Origin of the sequence: Lederbergia panacisoli, assembly GCF_024626525.1 — a bacterium.
Taxonomy (GTDB): domain Bacteria; phylum Bacillota; class Bacilli; order Bacillales; family Bacillaceae_C; genus Lederbergia; species Lederbergia panacisoli.
In genome coordinates this window covers 374,737-396,806 of the sequence record NZ_JANJGU010000001.1, presented here as the reverse complement: position 1 = coordinate 396,806, position 22,070 = coordinate 374,737, and the positions used below count along the sequence as shown (strand labels likewise).

At 36.2% G+C, this 22,070-nt stretch carries 24 protein-coding genes; 16 read left to right on the top strand and 8 right to left on the bottom strand.

What is annotated here, in order from left to right; translation table 11 throughout:
* Window positions 1-7: 7 nt before the first annotated feature.
* Entirely contained in the window at window positions 8-910 is a 903-nt protein-coding gene (locus NQ185_RS01955) for a deoxyribonuclease IV (RefSeq protein ID WP_257579830.1), read from the top strand.
* 113 nt (window positions 911-1,023) lie between these two features.
* Here the strand turns inward: NQ185_RS01955 and NQ185_RS01950 are convergent, their stop codons facing one another.
* Window positions 1,024-1,278, bottom strand: a complete 255-nt coding sequence (locus NQ185_RS01950; RefSeq protein ID WP_257579829.1) for a DUF2624 domain-containing protein — start codon at window positions 1,276-1,278, stop codon at window positions 1,024-1,026.
* Window positions 1,279-1,394: 116 nt separating this feature from the next.
* Here NQ185_RS01950 and NQ185_RS01945 point away from each other — a divergent pair, with 116 nt between their 5' ends.
* The 4 genes from NQ185_RS01945 (at window position 1,395) to NQ185_RS01930 (ending at window position 4,374) form a co-directional block, all read left to right on the top strand.
* Complete coding sequence (locus NQ185_RS01945) at window positions 1,395-2,183, top strand: metal ABC transporter ATP-binding protein (RefSeq protein ID WP_257579828.1); 789 nt, start codon at window positions 1,395-1,397, stop codon at window positions 2,181-2,183.
* The gene (locus NQ185_RS01940; protein ID WP_257579827.1) at window positions 2,180-3,031 is read left to right on the top strand and encodes a metal ABC transporter permease; all 852 of its coding nucleotides are present in this window, start codon (window positions 2,180-2,182) and stop codon (window positions 3,029-3,031) included. Before NQ185_RS01945 ends, NQ185_RS01940 begins: the two co-directional genes overlap by 4 nt.
* Window positions 3,032-3,036: 5 nt before the next feature.
* Complete coding sequence (locus NQ185_RS01935; protein WP_257579826.1) at window positions 3,037-3,462, top strand: Fur family transcriptional regulator; 426 nt, start codon at window positions 3,037-3,039, stop codon at window positions 3,460-3,462.
* Between the two features lie 561 nt (window positions 3,463-4,023).
* Window positions 4,024-4,374, top strand: a complete 351-nt coding sequence (locus NQ185_RS01930) for a hypothetical protein (protein WP_257579825.1) — start codon at window positions 4,024-4,026, stop codon at window positions 4,372-4,374.
* Window positions 4,375-4,675: 301 nt separating this feature from the next.
* On the opposite strand, the gene NQ185_RS01925 is transcribed toward NQ185_RS01930, so the two are convergent.
* The 4 genes from NQ185_RS01925 to NQ185_RS01910 all read right to left on the bottom strand — a co-directional run bounded on the left by NQ185_RS01925 (window position 4,676) and on the right by NQ185_RS01910 (window position 7,450).
* A complete protein-coding gene (locus tag NQ185_RS01925) occupies window positions 4,676-5,266 on the bottom strand; it encodes a 5' nucleotidase, NT5C type (protein ID WP_257579824.1) in 591 nt (196 codons plus the stop codon).
* Window positions 5,267-5,327: 61 nt separating this feature from the next.
* Entirely contained in the window at window positions 5,328-6,431 is a 1,104-nt protein-coding gene (gene ispG, locus NQ185_RS01920; protein WP_257580046.1) for a flavodoxin-dependent (E)-4-hydroxy-3-methylbut-2-enyl-diphosphate synthase, read from the bottom strand.
* A 117-nt stretch (window positions 6,432-6,548) separates the two neighbouring features.
* Window positions 6,549-6,890 (bottom strand): protein YqfZ, encoded by a 342-nt coding sequence (yqfZ, locus tag NQ185_RS01915; RefSeq protein ID WP_257579823.1) that lies wholly within the window; start codon window positions 6,888-6,890, stop codon window positions 6,549-6,551.
* Window positions 6,891-6,940: 50 nt separating this feature from the next.
* Window positions 6,941-7,450 (bottom strand): DUF1189 family protein, encoded by a 510-nt coding sequence (locus NQ185_RS01910; protein WP_257579822.1) that lies wholly within the window; start codon window positions 7,448-7,450, stop codon window positions 6,941-6,943.
* A 200-nt stretch (window positions 7,451-7,650) separates the two neighbouring features.
* Between NQ185_RS01910 and sodA the strand changes: the two genes are divergently transcribed.
* From sodA to NQ185_RS01895, 3 genes are all read left to right on the top strand, one after another.
* Window positions 7,651-8,259, top strand: a complete 609-nt coding sequence (sodA, locus tag NQ185_RS01905) for a superoxide dismutase SodA (RefSeq protein ID WP_257579821.1) — start codon at window positions 7,651-7,653, stop codon at window positions 8,257-8,259.
* Window positions 8,260-8,952: 693 nt separating this feature from the next.
* Window positions 8,953-10,164: an MFS transporter gene (locus NQ185_RS01900; RefSeq protein WP_257579820.1), complete on the top strand. Its 1,212-nt coding sequence runs from the start codon at window positions 8,953-8,955 to the stop codon at window positions 10,162-10,164.
* A gap of 89 nt (window positions 10,165-10,253) precedes the next feature.
* Complete coding sequence (locus NQ185_RS01895; RefSeq protein ID WP_444546876.1) at window positions 10,254-12,362, top strand: peptidoglycan D,D-transpeptidase FtsI family protein; 2,109 nt, start codon at window positions 10,254-10,256, stop codon at window positions 12,360-12,362.
* Between the two features lie 44 nt (window positions 12,363-12,406).
* Here the strand turns inward: NQ185_RS01895 and NQ185_RS01890 are convergent, their stop codons facing one another.
* Together NQ185_RS01890 and NQ185_RS01885 are read right to left on the bottom strand one after the other, a co-directional pair.
* The gene (locus NQ185_RS01890; protein ID WP_257579819.1) at window positions 12,407-12,862 is read right to left on the bottom strand and encodes an MltG/YceG/YrrL family protein; all 456 of its coding nucleotides are present in this window, start codon (window positions 12,860-12,862) and stop codon (window positions 12,407-12,409) included.
* Between the two features lie 3 nt (window positions 12,863-12,865).
* Window positions 12,866-13,231, bottom strand: a complete 366-nt coding sequence (locus tag NQ185_RS01885; RefSeq protein WP_257579818.1) for a hypothetical protein — start codon at window positions 13,229-13,231, stop codon at window positions 12,866-12,868.
* Between the two features lie 176 nt (window positions 13,232-13,407).
* On the opposite strand from NQ185_RS01885, the gene rpmG reads away from it, so the two are divergent.
* The 8 genes from rpmG to NQ185_RS01845 all read left to right on the top strand — a co-directional run bounded on the left by rpmG (window position 13,408) and on the right by NQ185_RS01845 (window position 21,688).
* A complete protein-coding gene (gene rpmG, locus NQ185_RS01880; protein WP_213097383.1) occupies window positions 13,408-13,557 on the top strand; it encodes a 50S ribosomal protein L33 in 150 nt (49 codons plus the stop codon).
* A 93-nt stretch (window positions 13,558-13,650) separates the two neighbouring features.
* Window positions 13,651-14,217, top strand: a complete 567-nt coding sequence (locus NQ185_RS01875; RefSeq protein ID WP_257579817.1) for a 5-formyltetrahydrofolate cyclo-ligase — start codon at window positions 13,651-13,653, stop codon at window positions 14,215-14,217.
* Window positions 14,218-14,259: 42 nt separating this feature from the next.
* Window positions 14,260-14,442 carry a protein YqgO gene (gene yqgO / locus NQ185_RS01870; RefSeq protein WP_257579816.1) on the top strand — a complete coding sequence of 61 codons (183 nt, stop codon included), beginning with the start codon at window positions 14,260-14,262 and terminating at the stop codon, window positions 14,440-14,442.
* A gap of 116 nt (window positions 14,443-14,558) precedes the next feature.
* Window positions 14,559-15,707, top strand: coding sequence for a rhomboid family intramembrane serine protease (locus NQ185_RS01865; RefSeq protein ID WP_257579815.1), 1,149 nt, complete (start codon window positions 14,559-14,561; stop codon window positions 15,705-15,707).
* Window positions 15,708-15,789: 82 nt separating this feature from the next.
* Window positions 15,790-16,014, top strand: coding sequence for a YqgQ family protein (locus NQ185_RS01860; protein ID WP_257579814.1), 225 nt, complete (start codon window positions 15,790-15,792; stop codon window positions 16,012-16,014).
* Window positions 16,004-16,963 (top strand): ROK family glucokinase, encoded by a 960-nt coding sequence (locus tag NQ185_RS01855; protein ID WP_257579813.1) that lies wholly within the window; start codon window positions 16,004-16,006, stop codon window positions 16,961-16,963. The genes NQ185_RS01860 and NQ185_RS01855 overlap by 11 nt, the downstream gene beginning before the upstream one ends.
* Window positions 16,964-18,508: 1,545 nt before the next feature.
* The gene (locus tag NQ185_RS01850) at window positions 18,509-20,389 is read left to right on the top strand and encodes an LTA synthase family protein (protein ID WP_257579812.1); all 1,881 of its coding nucleotides are present in this window, start codon (window positions 18,509-18,511) and stop codon (window positions 20,387-20,389) included.
* A 156-nt stretch (window positions 20,390-20,545) separates the two neighbouring features.
* Window positions 20,546-21,688, top strand: a complete 1,143-nt coding sequence (locus tag NQ185_RS01845) for a YqgU-like beta propeller domain-containing protein (protein ID WP_257579811.1) — start codon at window positions 20,546-20,548, stop codon at window positions 21,686-21,688.
* A gap of 60 nt (window positions 21,689-21,748) precedes the next feature.
* Here the strand turns inward: NQ185_RS01845 and NQ185_RS01840 are convergent, their stop codons facing one another.
* Window positions 21,749-21,922, bottom strand: coding sequence for a DUF2759 domain-containing protein (locus NQ185_RS01840; RefSeq protein ID WP_257579810.1), 174 nt, complete (start codon window positions 21,920-21,922; stop codon window positions 21,749-21,751).
* Window positions 21,923-22,070 lie beyond the last annotated feature (148 nt).

The following is a 22,070-nucleotide window of genomic DNA, read 5'->3' as shown; positions in this document are numbered from 1 at the left end:
GGGAAACATGTTAAAAATAGGTTCGCACGTATCTATGAGTGGAAAAAAAATGCTGCTTGCTGCAAGTGAAGAAGCAATATCTTACGGAGCTAATACCTTCATGGTTTATACAGGTGCTCCGCAAAATACGAGAAGAAAGAAAATAGAGGATTTAAATATTGAAGCAGGACAGCTTCATATGAAGGAAAATGGGATTGATGAAATCATTGTTCATGCCCCGTATATTATTAATATTGGGAATGCGGTTAACCCAGCGACATTTCAACTAGGAGTCGATTTCCTTCGCTCTGAAATTGAAAGAACGGCTGCCATCGGATCTAGGCAAATTGTGCTTCATCCCGGCGCGCATGTAGGGGAAGGTGCAGAAAAGGGCATTCGAAAAATCATTGAGGGATTAAACGAGGTATTAACAGAAGAACAGGAAGTACAAATTGCCCTCGAGACTATGGCTGGAAAAGGATCGGAATGTGGAAGAACCTTCGAGGAACTAGCTGAAATCATTAACGGAGTTCATCATAATGATAAACTATCAATTTGTTTTGATACTTGTCATACACATGATTCAGGGTATGATATCGTAAATGATTTTGATGGAGTTCTTGGGCAATTTGATAAGATCATTGGAATTGACCGCATCAAAGTCCTTCATATTAATGACAGTAAAAATGAATGTGGAGCGAAAAAAGACAGGCATGAAAATATTGGTTTTGGCCATATCGGTTTTCCTGCTTTAAGCTATATTATCAATCACCCTCAATTAATGCATGTACCAAAAATATTGGAAACACCATATGTTGGCGAGGACAAAAATAATAAAAAAGCCCCATATAAACATGAGATTGATATGATTAAGAGCGGTTTTTTTAATGAGCAGTTACGTGAAGAAATCATGGAGACATTAGTAAAGTAATAATTAAATGAAAAGGCTGTCTATTGTATATTGTCTATATGTAAGTGTGAGAGACAATTAACCCTATAGACAGCCATTTCACTGTCTAGACCCAGCTCTGGCACATTTTTAGTTTATCTCGTTAGCTGTATAAAAAGTTTATTAATTTCCTTTGCTGTATTTGGTCCGGCTATTTTTGCAACTTCTCTAATAATTTGCGATCTCGATTTGTCATCAAAAACATCAAAATTTTTTCCTCTTAAAAATGCAGCAATTTTCTCTGCTTGCGGTCTTGAAAGTTTAATATTATACTGACCCGCGTATTTCATTAATTCATCCGTTGTCATCACATTTATCTTCATATTAACCATATTTTGTATAAATTTCATTTTGAATTCACCCCTATTCAAAAATGTATGTAGGATAGTTGTCATTCGTGACAGTATTGTGTATAATTTCATTGAACCAAATCGTAATGATTCTTATTTAAAAAGGAAGTTTTTCTATGAACAATGATTCTATTATTCAAATTACAGATTTGAATTTTCGATATGAAAGAGAAAACGTTCTTGAACATATTGATCTTAATGTTCCGAAGGGAGCTTTTTTAGGGCTTGTTGGACCAAATGGGTCTGGTAAATCCACCCTATTAAAAATAATTCTTGGACTTGCAAAACCTCAGAGCGGAAAGGTTTTATTATTTGGGCAGCCACAGGCTAAATTTAAAGAATGGGACCGCATTGGATACGTTTCGCAAAAAGCAAACTCATTTAATAGTGGATTTCCTGCAACGGTTTTTGAGGTAGTCGCGAGTGGCTTAACAGGTAAATTAGGGCTATTCCATTTTATTAGAAAAGATCAGCAAAAAGAAATTAAGGCAGCCATAGAGTCGGTAGGGATGAGCCGTTTTTCCAAAAAAAATATCGGAGAGCTTTCCGGAGGGCAGCAGCAAAGAGTGTTTATTGCTCGTGCCATCGTGTCAAAACCTGATGTATTGATATTAGATGAACCGACAGTAGGTGTAGATGAAGAAAACGTCAAATCGTTTTATAATATGCTGGAAAAGCTGAATAAAGAACGTGGGATTACATTAATACTTGTAACACATGATATCGGGACAATCACGAATAAGGTAACACATGTAGCATGCTTAAATAAGAAATTACACTTCCATGGTGCAGTGGAGGACTTTGAAAAGTTCAATACGGATGATTTATCTTCCATTTACCAACACGATGTCCACCTGATTTCTCATGACCATGCTCATTTAGAAGAAGGTGGTATAACTAGATGATTTCTGCGATTTTTCATTATGAATTTTTACAAAATACATTTTTGACAGGTATACTAATTGGTCTTATAGCTCCATTATTAGGAACATTTATTGTTGTAAGAAGATTATCCTTAATTGCTGACGCGTTAAGCCATGTTACATTAGCAGGTATTGCAGCAAGCCTATTCTTAAGTAAAAAAACAATCATGTTTGCCGGCATGAACCCGCTTTATTTTGGGATGGGATTCTCAGTCATTGGATCAATACTGATTGAAAGATTAAGGATGGTATATAAACATTATCAGGAATTGGCCATCCCCATTATTTTATCGGGCGGGATCGGAATAGGAGTAATTTTCATTTCCCTTGCAGATGGATTTAATACAGACTTATTAAATTATTTATTTGGGAGTGTAAGTGCTGTAAGCAGGATTGATTTGTATGTAATTTTGGGAATAAGCGTGTTTGTCGGTTTAATCATCTTATTCTTATATAAAGAACTTTTCCTCTTATCCTTTGATGAAGAACATGCTAAAGTTTCGGGTATACCCGCAAAAAGCATACATTTATTATTTATGGTTTTGATTGCGTTAGTAATAGCCGCATCCATGCGAATTGTAGGCATATTGCTCGTTTCCGCCCTTATGACATTACCCGTTGCGGCAAGTATGCGGATAGCAAGAGGATTTAAGCAAACGATCTTTTTATCGATACTATTTGGTGAGATTTCAGTTATAGGTGGACTAATCAGTGCCTACTATTTAGATCTTGCACCAGGAGGGACGATTGTTATAATATCAATTCTTATACTTTTAGGGATTATAATTTATAAACGTACTCAGGGGCAGAGGCCAATAAAGGTGAGGTGAGGTTATTGAATATTAATGAAGCAATTCATATAGTTAAAAATAAAGGTTATAAAGTAACGGGAAAGCGTGAAAGAATACTTGAAATATTTTCAAGAAGTGATAAGTATTTAACTGCAAAAGAATTACTTGAGATGATGAATGATGAATATCCTGGACTTAGTTTCGATACAATCTACCGTAATCTCTCTTTATTTAATAAACTAGGTATTCTTGAATCGACTGAACTCTCCGGTGAGAAGAATTTTCGATATAGGTGCTCGTTGCACAATCATCATCATCATTTCATCTGTATGGACTGCGGCAGCACTAAGGCAATTGGCGCTTGCCCTATGGACTTTGTAACGGAAGACTTAAAGGAATATGATGTAGCAGATCATAAATTTGAAATTTATGGGAAGTGTCCTTTGTGTAAGAAAAGCGAAAGTGCATAGGTTTTGAAACTGTGAAGGTACTGGAAAAAGTTCTTATAAATATAGATGCCTAAAACAAGGCTGTTGATATCCGCTCCAGGCGGCTTCGCTTTCCGCGGGCGAGCTGGGGAGCCTCCTCGGCGCTAAAGCGCCTGCGGGGTCTCCCCTACCACGTACTCCCGCAGGAGTCTTCGCCGTCTTCCACTCCAATCAACAGGTTCTTATATTAGTCTACATTTATTAAAAAAGGTATAACTCCTCTTAAATAATCGGATTATACTTTTTTGCTATTATAATAGGTTTTAATATCCAGTGGGTGGGTACCAAAAATCAACAGTCAATGATTTTTAGTCCATATATGGCTATTTACTATTTAGTTGCACCATGGAATAATTTTGTTTCTGGCATTTAAATGATGTGCAAGAAACAACAACAGAGCTGTCACTATGATAGCTTTTCTTTTTTCACTATCGGGTGCCATGACCCAAAAGGATTAACCACACTTTTTGTCGAAATCCTTATTAAACAAACTGGCAGGGAAGTAAAGAGGGGGATTGAATTATATAAAAAGGAGGGGATTTTATGTTAAAATCAAAATTTTTTATTATAACAATATTAATAGTTAGCATATTATCTATCTTTGTATTTCAAAAAAAGGATGTGATTTTCCAAGAAGGAAACCCTATACCGTTAGCTGTAGCTATGTCTAAAATTATGTTTCAAGATAAAGAAATAGCTAAAGTAAAGGGTACAGTAGATGAAGTAGATGGGATTTACGGATATTTGGTGAAACGAGGGAAAATGGAGCCTTTCATTAAAATGATGGAAGAGGATGGGTGGCTGTTTTTGGAAAGTAGAGAGCTGTCAAATGCTTTAGTATTTGAAAAAGGGAATGTGACACAAAGTGTTAGTTATCAATATTTCACAAGGTGATATACAATAATTTATTCTCCTTCAACCTAGTGGAACTAGTGTTCAACGAATTTGTCCAGTTCGCTGAACGAGGTACAATACCTTTTTTATACTGGATGGGTTGAAGGTTGTTTGTAAATTTTTAAACACTGTAGATTGGAGCGGAAGGTGCTGAGACTCCTGCGGGAGTACGGAACAGGGGAGACCCCACAGGCGCTAGCGCCGAAGAGGCTTCCCGTACCCGCCCGCGGAAAGCGAAGCACCTGGAGCGCAAATCAACAACCACGTTTAAGGTAGGACCTTTTTTAGTGCCCTCACCGGCTTAGGCTTCTTTTTTCATTTCCTTTTCCACTTTGATCCAATTTCCCACCCAATTTTCTGCTTCCTCCCAGCTATGGACACGAATGACATTCTCTGGGGAAGGCTTTCTGTTGTATGGAGTATCGAACAAAATGACTGGGATATTTAGTTCTTCAGAAATATCAACAGCATTATCATGCTTGTCTTCAAAAAATAAATCAATATTGTGTTTCTTTGCTGTTCCAACTTTATCGTGTGAACCTATTAATTCAATATGGTGGTATTGGATGTCATGTGTATGAAACCATTTTGTAGTAACATCAAAAAGTGTTTGGCTTCTCGCACTTATAAAAAACAATTCATGTTCTTTTATCCATTTTGATAAAATGGGCTTGGCACCATCTGCAAGAGGGGACTCAGCATAGATAACCGGTTCCGTCTTTATAAACCATTTATAGAACGATTCCTTTTCAATTTGTAAACAATCAGTCAGCTCATATTCGGTTAGATCATCTAATGTAATATTTAACTGGAACTCTTTATTGATATGAGGAATGAGGGACGTAGGACAAGTCACAGTTCCATCAATATCAATTCCAAATCTTTTTTGCATGTAAAAAATCATTCTCCTTTAGTTGTAATAAAGGAGCCGTCCATGGACAGCCCCTTGTAAATTAATTTAATAATTGTTGTTTTTCTTCTTCTTGTTTTTTAAAATATTCCGCAGCCATTAAGTCAATTTCTTTCTTCAATTCTTCGACCATTGTAGCTTCGGGAACCTTTCTTACTGTTTTTCCTTTTTTAAATAGCAACCCTTCACCGCGTGCACCAGCAATACCGATATCTGCTTCACGTGCTTCCCCAGGACCATTTACTGCACAGCCTAATACGGATACCTTAATAGGGGCCTTAATATTTTGGATATATTCTTCTACTTCATTCGCAATACTGATTAAGTCAATTTCAATTCTTCCGCAAGTCGGGCAAGAAACAAGTGTGGCCGCGTTTGAAATCAGTCCGAAAGACTTTAACAGTTCACGTGCTACTTTTACCTCTTCAACTGGGTCCGCACTAAGCGAAATTCTTAAAGTGTTGCCAATTCCCATACTTAGTATCGCACCTAGTCCCGCAGCACTTTTTACTGTACCGGCAAATAATGTACCACTTTCCGTAATCCCTAGATGAAGTGGATAATCAAACGCTCTTGCAGCTTTTTCGTATGCTTCAATTGCTAGGGGTACATCTGATGCCTTCATGGAAACGATAATATCGTGAAAATCCAAGTCTTCTAAGATTTTAATATGATGTAAGGCGCTCTCAACCATACCATCAGCAGTCGGATAACCATACTTTTGAAGAATATGTCTTTCGAGACTTCCCGCATTGACGCCAATCCGGATAGGAATCCCTTTTGCCTTTGCAGCTTTTACGACTTCTTCAACTTTTTCACGTTTACCAATGTTTCCCGGATTAATTCTGATCTTATCTGCTCCGCCTTCGATCGCCTTTAAAGCAAGGCGATAGTCGAAATGTATATCAACCACGAGTGGAATATTGATTCTCTTTTTGATTTCTGAGATCGCATTTGCGGCTCTTTCATCAGGACAGGCAACCCTGACAATTTGACAGCCTGCTTCTTCCAAACGTTCTATTTCACGTACAGTCGCATCGACATCATGCGTCTTTGTTGTTGTCATACTTTGGATAATAACTTGGTCGCTTCCCCCGATTGTTAAGTTACCGACTTTCACCGGGCGCGTTTTGGAACGATGTATAATTTCACCCAACGGTAATTCTCTCCTTTAAAAAGATAAAGATTTACTATCTCTATTGATAATAAACTACATCTATATTGTATCAATCTTTTTGTTAAATTGACAACAGATTGGCTATAATTAACGATTTTGTTGGTTATATGCAGGAAATTTGTAAGTTTTCCCAATTTGAATTTGCTCAGGCTTAGCTCCATTGTTTAATTCTTCAAAATCTGAGACTATTTGAGCGATTGGAACTGGCAATGGGCCTTGCTGCAACCCTTCAATAATAGAAATGACCGTATCTCCTGGTTTAATCTCTACTTCCATAAAAGGATCCTGCTGAACAGGAATGGTTTGGATGTCAACTATTTGTACTGATGATTCGGCAGAACTTCTAGGAATGACTCCAGTCGTTAAATCATAATAAACACTGTATATTAGAATGAGTGTTGCGATTAATGCTGCGATTTTTTTCATCATTACCCCGCCTCTTCATAAGATGTATCAAATATATGAAGAGAATTAGGATATTATGAGATTTTTTTTGGACGAGGTATTTTTTTAATGCTAAACAATATATAAATGATGCTTATCAAAATATCTAAAAATGTACCATATGGGATTGGTTTGCTTAATAATGGCTCTAAACCAAAAAGCAATGTAGGTAATGTAATGCTAAAGGCCGTCAATCTCCAGCTTTGCCGATACGGTAATTTCCTTTTTAAAATTCTTGCAACTATTAAAGCGGCCCCGGCAAAAATAGATATCTTTAAAAAAAGAATTCCAGTATTGAATATGAACATAAAGATGATAAAAATTGGGAGCATGATTGCGATACTGCCAGTATCAAGTTCGGGCAACAAGCTGGATGAATTCCCTTTTAACACTAAAGTGTTATAAAGACTAGGTAAAAAGTACAGTAATACAAGAAAAAAGGTATAGTTAATGGATTTTCCTATACCGAGGAATCTAAATTTGGCAATGTCCTTAAACGAAAACAAGCTTTTATAAAAAATAATAAAAATTGATTTTTTTTGCACCTTGTCACTTCCTTCATAATCTATCATTATCAGTTTAGATGTGAATGGGCATTTGTTTCAAGTGACAAATTAGTTGAAATCGCAAACTTTGTGTATGTTTCCTGAGCAAATTATTTGTATGCGGTTACTGATTTTGGTAATCTATTAGTGTAACCGTCGAATCGTTACGATTCAAAATAATTACATAGGAGGAATTATAAATGGCATTTGAATTACCACAATTACCTTATGGCTATGACGCTCTTGAGCCGCATATCGATAAGGAAACAATGAACATTCACCACACAAAGCATCACAACACATATGTGACAAATTTAAATAACGCTCTTGAGGGGAATGCTGATCTTGCAAGCAAGTCTGTAGAAGATTTAATTGCGGATTTAGATTCTGTTCCTGAAGCGATTCGTACTGCTGTAAGAAATAATGGTGGAGGTCATGCTAACCATTCATTATTCTGGAAGCTTCTTTCTCCTAATGGTGGGGGAGAACCAACAGGTTCTGTTGGCGAAGCAATCAACAGCAAATTTGGAAGCTTTGATAAATTTAAAGAACAATTCCAAGCTGCTGGAGCTGGACGCTTCGGTTCAGGTTGGGCTTGGCTCGTAGTGAATAATGGTGAACTTGAAATTACTAGCACACCTAACCAAGATAGCCCGCTTATGGAAGGTAAAACTCCTTTACTAGGACTTGATGTATGGGAGCATGCATACTATTTGAAATATCAAAACCGTCGTCCTGAATATATGAGTGCATTCTGGAATGTAGTAAATTGGGACGAAGTTCAAAAATTATACGACGCTGCAAAATAAGCAGTTAAACAAAAACGAATTGCGGAATATGCAATTCGTTTTTTTATTTTCCCTTCTAGGGAAAAAGCCCGTTTGTTGCAACTGAACACTGATAGACAAAGCTAGATAACGTTCGAGAGTTTCTCCAAGGCACTTAAGCAGTTATTGAAACTTTAAGCACCGCAATAATTCATGAAGAACAACCTTAATTAGCTTATTAAGACCTTAAACTCCAAAAATCGAGACTGAACTCAGAAAAGGTGAGTGTTTCAGTCTCGATTCCTGCCCAATCGAGACTGAAATCGGAAAAGATGAGTGTTTCAGTCCCGATTCACGCCCAATCGGGACTGAAATCGGAAAAGGTGAGTGTTTCCGTCTCGATTCCTGCCCAATCGAGACTGAAATCGGAAAAGATGAGTGTTTCAGTCCCGATTCACACCCAATCGAGACTGAAGTCGGAAAAGATGAGTGTTTCCGTCTCGATTCACACTTAATCAGAACGAAAACCAAAAAAATTCACGATGAACGACCTCAATCCGGCTTTTCCCCACCTGTTACCTTTTCTTCCTTCAAGAGTTTCGCCTTTCACTCCATAACAAAATATGATTAATACTACACATTTTTAAGATCCAGTATTAAAAGCGCTTAATTATTTAAGTATAAAACTTCCTTGTTCACTAATGATAAAGAAGAGGAAAAAGGGGAGTTTTTATTATGTTGAAATTAAAAAGACTTTTTAAAGATATTGATGTGACACGGGATTTATTGCTGCTTTTGTTAATAGGCGGGCTATATTCATTAAGCATTTCTTTATCAAATACATTTGTAAATGTTTATTTATGGAAGCAGTCCAAAAGTTTTATTGATCTTGCTTTATATAATCTAACCATTGTCATCGTCCAACCAATCATTTTTATCATTGCTGGAAGATGGGCTAAAAAAGTGGATCGGGTTATTGTCCTTAGGTTAGGTGTTATTTTTCTCGCCATTTTTTTTATTGTCGTCCTTCTCTTTGGAGAAAAATCCTCCCAACATTTAGTCCTGCTTGGTGCATTACTTGGAGTCGGATATGGTTTTTATTGGCTTGCATTTAATGTATTAACCTTTGAAATTACAGAACCTGATACAAGGGACTTTTTTAACGGGTTTATGGGAGCCCTCAATTCAACTGGAGGATTAATTGGACCGATATCAGCAGGTTTTATCATTACACGGTTTGTTTCTAATATTGGATATACAATCATTTTTGCTATATCTTTAGGCTTATTTTCCGCTGCGGTCTTAACAAGTTTTTATTTAAACCGGAGGCCCTCATCCGGGCAATATTTATTTGCAAGGATCTATAAGGAAAGAAAGTTAAATCGCAATTGGCGATTAATCACAAATGCGCATCTTCTTCAAGGTTTAAGGGAAGGGACGTTTGTTTTTGTTATTTCCGTCTTTGTTTTTATTGCGACAAACAGCGAGCTGGCACTTGGTACCTTCGGATTAATTCATGCAGGAATCTCCTTTCTAATCTACACCTTTGCAACGAAGCTCATTAAAAAAGATATGAGAAAGAAAATTATGGTTGTGGGCGGTTTGCTTTTATATGGAGCCATTTTTATAATCGTTTTTGACCCTACATATACAAGGCTTCTTATATACGCCGCTTTCATTGGAATTGCATATCCACTTATGCTTGTACCGTATTCTTCCATGACCTACGATGCGATCGGCAAAAGCTGGAAAGCCGCAGATATGAGAATTGAATATATCGTGGTAAGAGAATTGTTTCTAAATATTGGAAGAGTGCTCTCTATCCTTGCATTTATTGCATCCATCTACTATTTTACTCCAACAAAAAGCATTCCAATTTTGCTAATTTTTCTTGGAGCAGGCAATACATTAGCTGCTTTTTTGTTGCTAAAATTAAAAACAGAATAAGTTCAATGCGCAGTCTCTATTTTAAGGTGGAATTGTCCTGTCTTTTCTTTTACAATAAGAATAAGTTGCTAAAAAAGGGGACGGGGTAATTGGAAAAAAGTAAAAAGAAAAAAACTCATGTTCCTTTAAGAATGAACATGTTGTTTTTTGTTGTCTTTGTCATGTTTTCGATGCTTATTCTTCGTTTAGGATATGTTCAGATTGTAAGTGGAGAAGATGCCAAAAGAGAAATTGACCGTACGGAAGATGTAACAGTAAAAACATCTGTTCCTAGAGGATTAATTTATGACCGGAATTTTAATCCTGTTGTCGATAATGAGCCGCAGAAAGCTATTACTTATACAGCTCCAAAACAATTTGATTCGGAAAAGACGTTGGAAACCGCACGAACCCTTGCTAAAATTATACATCAAGATACAGATAAAATTACGCATAGGGATATGGTGGACTTTTGGCTATTGCTCAATCCAGAAGAAGCGAATGCTAAAGTTTCAAAAGAAGAAATAAAAAAATATAAAGGAAAAGAAAGTGAATTATATAAACTTCAAAGGGAACGTGTGACAGATGAAGAACTTGGGACTCTAACAGATGAAGACTTGGAAGTTCTCGCTATTTATCGCGAATTTACAGGCGGCTATGCGCTTGATCCGCAATTTGTTAAAAATAAAGATGTAAGTTTGAAAGAATATGCTGAAGTAAACGAGCATCTAGGCATCTTGCCGGGCGTCGATACAACGACAGACTGGGAAAGGGTTTATTTATATGGGGATACATTAAGATCGATTTTGGGCAATGTTACTCCAGGGCTGCCAGTAGAAAAATTGGATTACTATGAATCCAGAGGTTACAGCAGAAATGACAGGGTTGGAAAAAGTTATATCGAATTACAATACGAAGATGTCCTTCGCGGTCAAAAAGAAAAAGTAAAAAATGTAACAAAGTCAGGCGAAGTTCTTGAAACTGTCCCTATTCATGAAGGAGAACGCGGCAAGGATCTAGTCCTTACAATTGACATGGATTTACAGAAAGCAATAGATAAAATTCTTGAGGAAGAAATTTTAAAAACAAAAGGAAAATCGAGTACTCAGCTTTTGGATCGAGCTTTCGTAACGATGATGGATCCGTACACTGGGGAAATATTAGCATTATCAGGAAAGCAATATTCCTATGATGAGGAAGAAGGGAAATATACGTTTAAAGATTTTGCTTCAGGTAATTTTACGACAGCGTATGAACCGGGGTCCGCAGTAAAAGGAGCTTCAGTGCTGACAGGATATATGTCAGGGGTTATTGGACAAGGCAGTCAGCTTAAGGATGAGGTTATTAAACTTGCAGATACACCGGCCAAAAAATCGTGGGATTATTATAAAGGAGCTAGATGGCTAACAGATGAACAAGCACTTATTCAATCATCAAATGCCTATATGTTTAAACTGGCCATGTTAATGGGAGGAATGACATATACTCATCCCGAGCAAAAGTTATCAATCAATAAATATGAAGTTATCAATGATCAACGAAATTATTTTAGTCAATTTGGTCTAGGTGTTCGGACAGGGCTTGACTTGCCGGGAGAACAAACAGGGTTTAAGGGAGATATTAGTGCTCCTGATGCGGCCGGTAAAACGTTGGACTTTATGATTGGACAATTTGATACTTTTACTCCACTTCAGCTTGCTCAATATGTATCTACGATTGTAAATGGCGGATATCGAATGCAAGCACATATTGTAAAAGAAATTCGTGACCCTATTGATGAAAATGGCAATTTTGGTCCAATTGTACAAGAAATCAAGCCGAAAGTGTTAAATCGGATCAATGCAAGTGATTCTGAAATCGCTAGGGTTCGTAGAGCATTTTGGGGGGTGTTTCATAGTCCAAGTGGTACTGGAACCGCGTTTAACGCCCCTGATTTTCGTCCGTATAATGCTGCAGGGAAAACGGGTACAGCAGAGGCTTTTGATCAGGGAAAGGGTGTATGGAATGTATCACTAGTAGCATATGCCCCTTACGAAAATCCTGAAATTGCCTTTTCCATCCTCGTGCCATCTGCATATTTAAAAGGCGGCACCCAAAACAATATAAATATTGACATTGGAACAAGGGTACTAAAAGCTTATTTTGACTTAAAAGAAAAAAGGGCTAAGCAGGATACATCCGAAGAAGAAAACAATGAAGAAGAAAATGTTGAAGAATAAATAAAAACAAAGCAGGCGTCTCTGTAGACTTGCCTGCTTTGTTTTTATGATTCTTTTGCAATGATACTACTTATATCTTCATATGACATAGAATCATTTAAATCATACGTTCCAATTTGAATATATCGCTGTAAATTTTGATTTGCTAAAAAGTCGTTAAAGTCTTCTGCATTATCAATTAATCCGGCTTCCTCAAGACGGGCACATATTTCTTTTGATGACATCCCTTCAGAAATAACTAATCGATAGTGTTTTTCGCTAGGTTCCGCCTTTTTCTCTATCACTTCTGAATTCTTTTTGGCATTTGTTTCGTATTTTTTCTGCCATTCTTCAGATTCTTGTTTTAACTGTTCATATTCATTTCTTTCAATTTCTATATAGCCTTCTTTAATTGCTCGTACGGGCTCCGGTTTTTTTTCAAAAAAATGAACAAATACGTAAAGAATCAAAGTTGATACTAATATACCTGAAGCAAAGGCTCTAGTTGTTTGTTTGCTCATGCCTTATATTCCTCCAAAAGAGTCCTGTCGCCTTTTGATGATATTTTTCACGGTATCAATAGACAAGGAGGACTGTTTGGAAATTTGTTGAATTTCCAGTCCTTGATTATATAAAGCTAATACGTGATTTTTTAATATTTCATTTGGTTCCTTGTCACGCTTTGGCAATTCATCTATAAAGTTTTGCCCCATCAGTAATTCTTCTTCAAGGACTTTAAGTCTTTTTTTTATAAGGTAATGGTCTTGCAAGACATTCATTGACAATTGCTCTACTTCTTTTTCCAATACTTTTACCTTATCTGTTTGGAAAAATGATAAGACGAATAGTAAGACTGATAAACATAATAATATAATGATGATAGTATCCATTAGCCACCCCAGATCTTGCAGTTCTTACTTTATTTATACCATAATATGCATTTATACTCTATTGATATAAAATTAATTGGTACAATAAATACATACTAGCATTTCTGAAAAAATAGTGCTATTATAAAAAAGTCGTATGTACAGTGAAGAATGCATTGAAGTTTGGAGGGAAAGACATGCGCGTAAACATTACATTAGCTTGCACGGAATGCAGTGAGCGTAATTATATTTCAACAAAAAATAAACGTAATAATACTGACCGTCTTGAGCTTAAAAAATATTGCCCTAGAGAAAAACGAGTTACTTTGCACCGCGAAACAAAGTAACATTACACATTGCTTGATCGAAAAAGCCAGAAACACTTTAATTACAGTGTTTCTGGCTTTTTTGATATTATTTATTAAAGGAGTTGTTTTATTATGGATAAGAAAGCGATTCGTAAAAAATATAAAGATACATTAAAGTCAATCGACCGGATTACGTATGAACATGATTCATACTTGATAGCCAACAACCTCTTTGAATCCAATGAATGGAAAGATGCCGATATTATTGGAATCACGATCTCGCATTTTCCGGAGGTCGATACGTGGCAACTTATTAGAAAAGCATGGAAGGAAGGAAAAAAGATTGTCATACCGAAATGCTATCCTACCGAGAAAAAAATGGAATTTAGACAAATCACATCATTTAAACAGCTGGAAACAGTTTTCTTTGGGTTATTTGAACCAATTGAAGCTGAAACAACTAAGTTTAATCATCGCGATATTGAATTATTAATTGTTCCGGGTTTAGTTTTTAATCGAAAAGGATATCGCATTGGGTTTGGCGGGGGATATTATGATCGTTTTTTAACTGATTTTAGCGGAGCTACCGTCTCACTTTGTTTTTCTATACAACTCCTTGACAACATCCCGATGGAAAATCATGATATTCCCGTTAAGAAAATCATAACAGAGAATGAGATAATTACGTGTAATGCATAAAAAAATGCAGATAAGTAAATATAAGACTAGGAGGGATACTACATGATCAAATTAATGGTAAAAATGCTATCAGCCCTTGCTGTCTTAGGAACTGCTTATCGCTATCGCTACAAACTTTTAAATATTTTGCTCGGCATTGGTTTTCTTCGGAAAGTAAGTGTTAATACAATGATGAACATACCTGGTATCCGCGCAAAATTGATGAGTACAGCTTTTCGAAAATAAATGATTAAAGAAAAAATTGCTGGATCATTAGCCAGCTTTTTTTATTTTTGCCATAGTCAGTATTCTTCGATATAGTAAAACGTATGGAGAAGGTAAGGTTGGGGGTATTATGAATTGTGGAAAGAGAACATTTTTTGTTTTGGCGTCTTGCGTATTTTTTAATGGAAGAATGCGGATATCGATTAATGAATTTAAATGATGCACAAAGTGGAATGTGGCTCGAGAATAGAAAAAATAAAAATGCCACAATCATTCGCATGATTAGGGCTGATTTGGCATGGGCAAATCCGGTTATAAGGGATCAACAAAATGCTGCTAATCAGGCCGAAGAATTAAGAAAACATTTATTTTATCGATCATTGAACGTTTTAAACATTTACGTCTCGCCAAACACTCCGATTGATGAAGATCATATTTTACGTGAAATTAAAGTGGGTAAAACGAACATTTCCACCGTCATCTTAACGAGTGAAAATTATAAAAGTATTGGTGAAGCCCTTAATACTCATATTGATTTTATGCTAAAAGAAGAGTATGAAGATGCGGAAGTTTTTATAGTTCGTCAAGGTGTTTTAAAAAAAGCAGCAGCCTCGGATGGAGAAGAAGAACGTAAGCTGTTCGAATTCACTAAACCCCGTTTGACCTATTTTTTTATGATTTTTCAAGTGCTTATTTTTTTGATGATGGAAGCGAACGGAGGCACCACCAATTCGGAAACACTTATTAAATATGGTGCGAAATTTAATCCGCTTATATTAAATGGAGAATGGTGGCGTTTTTTCACACCGATTTTCATCCATATTGGTATACTCCATATTGCAATGAATACGCTTGCCCTATATTATTTAGGTACAGCTGTAGAAAAAATGTTTGGTCATTTTCGTTTTATTTGGATATATCTTTTTTCGGGATTTATGGGAACACTTGCAAGCTTTGTATTTAGCCCTTCAATATCTGCAGGTGCGAGCGGTGCTATTTTTGGTTGTTTCGGAGCTCTTTTATATCTTGGCTTTGCTTATCCTCAATTGTTTTTTCGAACGATTGGTATGAATGTGATTGTTGTCATAATCATTAATTTAATTTTTGGCTTTACCATATCTGGGATAGATAATGCTGGACATATCGGTGGATTGATCGGTGGATTTTTGGCTACTGGAGCAGTTCATTTCCCTAAAAAACGAAACAATATGACACAGGCGTTTTTCTTGCTGTCTGCAATCATTATAGTAAGTGGATTATTGTACTTTGGCTTTCATAATATTTAGTCTTGCTCTATAGTAAGGAAGAAGATATTCTTATATTTAGAGAGTATTTGACATGCAAATCGAACGTTAATGTGGTGAAGTTATGAACAATGTATATGATGTTCAACAATTACTAAAAAAATTTGGGATTTTTGTATATATCGGAGAAAGAATCTTGGATTTGGAATTAATGGAATCCGAAATCAAAGACCTATATCATTCAAATCTTCTTAGTAAGGACGATTTGCATAAAGCGCTCTCAATATTAAGAAATGAAATATTAATAGAAAAAAATAGGAAGAAAAGTGGGGAAAAGCATGGAAAATGAAAAATGGTTACTAGGCATTGATATTGGTGGAACATCAGTAAAGTTAGCATTTCTATCTGAAGAAGGCGACATCATACATAAGTGGGAAATCCCAACGAATATTGCGAACAATGGAAGCAGTATCATTTCTGATATTGGTAAATCTGTTCATCAAAAATTAGCTGAGTTAAATGTGCCTCACGAAAAATTAAAAGCAGCAGGCGTTGGCGCTCCGGGACCAATTGATCAGGAAAAGGGTGTAATGTTTGAAGCGGTTAATCTCGGCTGGCCAGATAATTATCAGCTTAGAAACTTAATGCAAGAAGCTGTAGGTGTACCAGTAGCTATTGAAAATGATGCCAATTCAGCAGCACTTGGTGAAATGTGGAAAGGCGCAGGTAAAGGAGCAAAAGATTTAATTGCCATTACACTTGGAACTGGTGTCGGTGGTGGTGTAATCGTTAATGGAGACATCGTACATGGTGCAAAAGGTGCAGCTGGTGAGGTCGGCCATATTACTGCGGTTCCCGAAGGCGGATATATGTGTAATTGTGGCAAAACGGGATGCTTGGAGACTGTAGCATCTGCAACTGGTATCGTTCGCACTGCGAAAGCTTTGCTTGCGGAATACGAGGGAGACACAAAGTTAAATAAAAATGGTGATTTCACAGCAAAAGATATTTTTGACGCAGCCCAGGCTGATGATGAACTTGCCTTAATTACCGTCGATTCATTAGCGAACCACTTAGGATTAGCACTTGCCAATATTGGCAGTACGTTTAACCCTGAAAAAATTGTTATAGGCGGCGGAGTGTCAAAAGCTGGTGATTTTTTAATAGGTAAAATTGGGCAATACTTTAAGAAATATGCATTTAAACCTGTTGGCGAATCAACTGATATTGTGTTGGCGCAATTAGGCAATGATGCAGGTATTGCTGGAGCTGCATGGTTGGCTGCGAATAAAAACTAAATCGTAGAAAAGGTGAGAGCAAGCTTCTCACCTTTTTTCAATTCCCGTCTTGCGTAGGCACCCATCTACTTCTTGTCCTTTTTCTTGTCCTATTTTTTTATTTTTCCTCCTACATTTAATAGAGGAATATTTCACTTTTTATTAGTAAAGTTACCCGATCTATATTGAACGAGGTCATAATCTACATACAACGTAAGAGTTAGCCACCGTTGATTTCCGTTCCAGGCGGACGCTTTCCGGGGGGCGTGCGGTGATCCTACAGGAGTCGCCGCCCGGAACGTAGATCAACTAAGATGTTTTTTTGCTAATGGTAAGGCCATGATTATACCATGTTTCAAAATCTCTTCTTTAGAAGCAAGTGAACTTATAATTGCAGTGCTCAATGACTAACGAGATGAACCACTCGCGCAAGTATTCTCAGCCCGATATCAACTTGGGGTGGGACAGCTCACCGGAAAAGTACTTCAACGGATACCATCTATACATGGTATCCACTAGCGACAGTCGATACGATTTACCATAGTATTCAAGACTTCAACCCGCTCCCCAGCATGATTCTGTCATTCTTATTGCCGAATTGGCGGTGTCCTCTAAGCTTGCGGTACAAAAAATACTTGTGATAACCCTTGCTCTGCAGTCAAATATGGAAGAACGTTTCATACGTTTAGGAAGGAAAATCTTCGATTGTTTACCAGCACCCCCCAGAATGTCTGAAAAGTGGCAGCTTATTAATAACCATCGTACATCCGTAGAACATTCAAACAAAAGGGAAAAAGTAGATTATCACTTGGAATCTGTGAGGGATCGATCCACAAAAATGTGGTAGATAAGGACATATGCTATCATGATGTGCCAACACATTGACGCTTGGTATGCTCATCAAAAAGACAAACTATCGTTTTTCTAAGATATTGTTGTTTTAAAACAAAATCTGTTGAAGGTTGATTGGAGCGAAAGTGCGAGACTCCTGCGGGATCAGCGGGATAGGTGAGACCCCACAGGCGTTTACGCCGAGGAGGCTCCTGGAAATGCGTAAGCGCCTTGAGCAGCCCCGACAAGCATAACTCAGATTACGTAGTGGCTTGCCTTTTAGCCACGTAGTAATATGACTTATGACCTCGAAGGGCTAGGCGCTGCAGCTAGACAAACCGCCCGCCCCTAAGGTCCGCGAGCAACTGTAGCGGAAATCAACCAAGCACTATCTTGGTATTTTGAAAAGGTTTTGAAAACGAACACCAAATCTCCAATAAAGCGCAATTCCCAGTATGCTTTTGGAAATTCAGCAAACTTACGCATCGAGAGTATATATGTGTCTAAAGTATGAAATTTGTGTTTAAGGACAACTATTGAAACTTTTTCGGGTTTAACACGTCTATATAAAGGGAATAAAGAATAAGATTCTGTTGTGGCTAATCCATTATACTGAAAAGTCGTGCATTTGATTTTTTGCAAGAAACATATTATGATAGTCGTTAGTTGTTTAGGGCCTTTCCAATTAAATGGAAATACTAACGATTAAGAAGGATATGCAAGGAGGTTAATAATATGAATAGGCTAAAAAAAGCCAATATAGTTCTTCCAGTGATAGCGGTCGTGATGCTATGGATTAAAACGTATATTGTCTATAAAACAAGCTTTAACATCAAAATTGAAAACTTCATGCAAGAGCTTATTTTATTTATTAACCCATTGAGCTTTTTGCTGTTTATTTTCGGATTATCATTATTTTTTAAATCAAGAAAAACTAGAAACAGATATATCATGGTCACCGGATTAATTTTAAGCTTTGTATTATATGCTAATGTAGCATTTTACCGTTTTTTTACAGACTATTTGACTCTTCCCGTACTATTCCAAACAAATAATTTTGCAGATTTGGGAGATAGTGCGGCTACTGAAATCAAATGGTATGACTTCCTCTATTTTATTGATGTCATTCTATTATTCTTGTTAACTAAATTCAAACAAAAAGATGTTGAAATGCAACCGATTAATAAGGTGAATCGTCGCGCCTATTTCCTAGTTGCAGCAGCCATCCTCTTTTTAAATATTGGTCTCGCTGAAACTGAACGTCCGCAATTATTGACCCGTACATTTGATCGTGAAATGCTCGTAAAAAATATCGGAACATATAATTATCATTTATACGATATTTTTCTGCAATCTAAATCATCGGCCCAAAGAGCCATGGCTGATGGAAGTGAGCTAATCGATATTGATAACTATATAAAAGCTAATTATGTAAAACCAAATAAAGACATGTTTGGGATTGCCAAAAATAAGAATTTGATCGTCGTTTCCTTGGAGTCCATGCAAAATTTTGTTATTAATAATGATGTATATGGTCAAGAGGTTACACCGTTCCTTAATGACCTTATAAAAGATAGTTATTATTTCGATGAGTTTTACCACCAAACAGGACAAGGGAAAACATCTGATTCTGAGTTTATACTTGAAAATTCATTATATCCATTAAGTCGTGGAGCCGTATTTTTTACCCATTCTGGTAATGAATATGATGCAATGGCTGAAAAGCTTAATGAAAAGGGATATTTCACATCCACAATGCACGCAAATAATAAAAGTTTCTGGAATCGCGACATTATGTATCAAGCAATAGGATATGACTATTTTTATTCGGCTACTGATTATGAAATTACACCCGAAAATTCTGTTGGATGGGGAATGAAAGACATGCCATTCTTTGAACAATCGGTAGATTTAATGCAAACAATGAAACAGCCTTTTTATACAAAAATGATTACATTGACGAACCATCATCCTTTTAAGCTGGATGAAGAGGATAAATTTATTTCTGAGTACGATTCTAAAAGTGGGACATTAAACCGCTATTTCACTACCGTTAGATATATGGATGAAGCAGTTAAAGAGTTCTTTCAGAAACTGAAAGATGAAGGATTATATGAAAATTCGATTATCGTTATGTACGGCGATCACTACGGTATTTCGGAAAATCATAATGAAGCGATGGCCCAATACTTAGGGAAAGAAGTTACCCCGTTTGTAAGTACCAATCTTCAAAGGGTTCCTTTAATCATTCATATTCCTGGTGTTACTGACAAAGGAAAAGGAAAGACAATTTCAAAAGTTAGTGGCCAAATCGATTTAAAACCGACGATGCTTCACCTTCTAGGTGTAAATACTAAAAATGATATTCAATTTGGTGAAGACTTATTTTCACAGGATCATCATGACTTTGCCGTCTTTAGAGATGGAAGTTTTATAACTAAAGACTATATTTATACTGATAATGCTTGTTATTCAAAAGAAACTGAGGAGCCTGTAGAAGAGTCTTTATGTGAACCTTATAAAGAAAAAGCAAGAGTAGAACTCGATTATTCTGATAAAATAATTTACGGCGATTTACTCAGATTCTATGAAAATAGAGAGGATCAAATTCAATAAACAAAAAAACCCTACAACGAAAGTATTGTTGCAGGGTTTTTTTGAAAGCTGTATTACTTTCGCGTAATATTTTTTAGTATTTGTAAAATAATTGAAACGATATAATCTTTATACTCGTATGAATGTATAGGCAAGGAACTAGAAAGAGGGGTGTAAATGCGTAAAAATGTTTATTTTCGTATAATGATTGTGTTATTTCTATCTCTACTTATATCAGGCTGTTCCATATCTTCAACAGATGCACCCCCTTCCAAAATTCCGCCATTGGATAATCCGAAAGAAGAAATTGAAAAGAGTGAAGATGGATTCAATGATGTACTGAAGCCTCTTACTATCGAGAAAGGAACATTTGAAAAAGTATATGGTTGGCTAGACGATCAAACAATCCTTTATTCGTATGTACATGCGGGGAACTACTTTTTAGAATCATATAATCTTTATACAAAAGAGCAGGAAATAATATTTACTACAGAAGAACCTATCATGAATGTTTTAATCCACAAGCACACTGAAAATCTTTTTATTCACACCTCTCCGCGGGCTCATGCTGGCAAACTTTATTTTATTGATTTTACAGGGAATGTTTATTTTACTACTGAAATAGATTCATATGAACTCGCCTACGAATGGAATGAGACAGAACCTTCGTTAATGCTGGTGACGGCTTTCTTTGAAGACTGGTCATATAAAGTACATCTAATAAATAATGAAACAGGTAAGGTTGAAGAAGTAGAAGACACGCAGCCGTTTTTAAAATGGTATGGCGATAAGTACATTCTTGAACAGGATTGGCAAGAAGACGAACTAGCTTTTTTCGCACCAATAATAAAAAAGTCGCTTTTGAAAACAACGGAGCCAAAACAAGTCTTCGAAAAAGTATTTAGGTTCGATATTTTTGCGCATAACATTATGACAATAAAAGTTGAGGATAAAAATGAAGATGAGATAAAATATTCCTTTTATGACTTGAAACTTAAAGAAAACTTTAGTGTAGCATTCCCTAATCTAACCCAATATTCAGATTGGTTCATTCCTTATTATACATTTAATGAAAAGACAAAAACCTTTCTAACTTTTGCACCAAAGGAACATAATAGCGTAGATCACTACAATGAAGGATATGAATTAGTAGGTGTAGACTTAAATCATCATAAAACAACGGTGCTTTTTAAACATTTAGAGAATAAACCAATTTTATGTTCAAAAGAAGGGGATTTATGTTTGTATGGATACCAGTATGAGCAACTTCTTAATATAAAAACTGGCAAGCAATTTCGATTGGTGAATTCATCAATATAAAAGTAAAAGAGGTTATTCTAGAAAGCGAACTTCTAGAATAACCTCTTTTTCATATCATTTTTATTGAGGGAGCGACTCTGGGAGTTTTATGAGTGTCATAATGGCGAAAAAGCCAAATACTCCAATAGCACCAGCTCCGAATAAAATTCCGAGAATATTTTTGTTTTTTAATGCACTAAAAGTACCGAAAACAGCAAGTATAGCAACTAAAAGGAAAATAATAGCTGTACCCATATTTATAAAAGGCTCCCTTCTGAAAATAATTCAGTATTTCTATGTACCCAAATATTACATGCTCCTTCATATTTTATTACTTTTAATTGAGTTTGTCGAGTTTCAAAAGTGACACTTCTATGAATGTATATTTACTTTGTCCATTTAT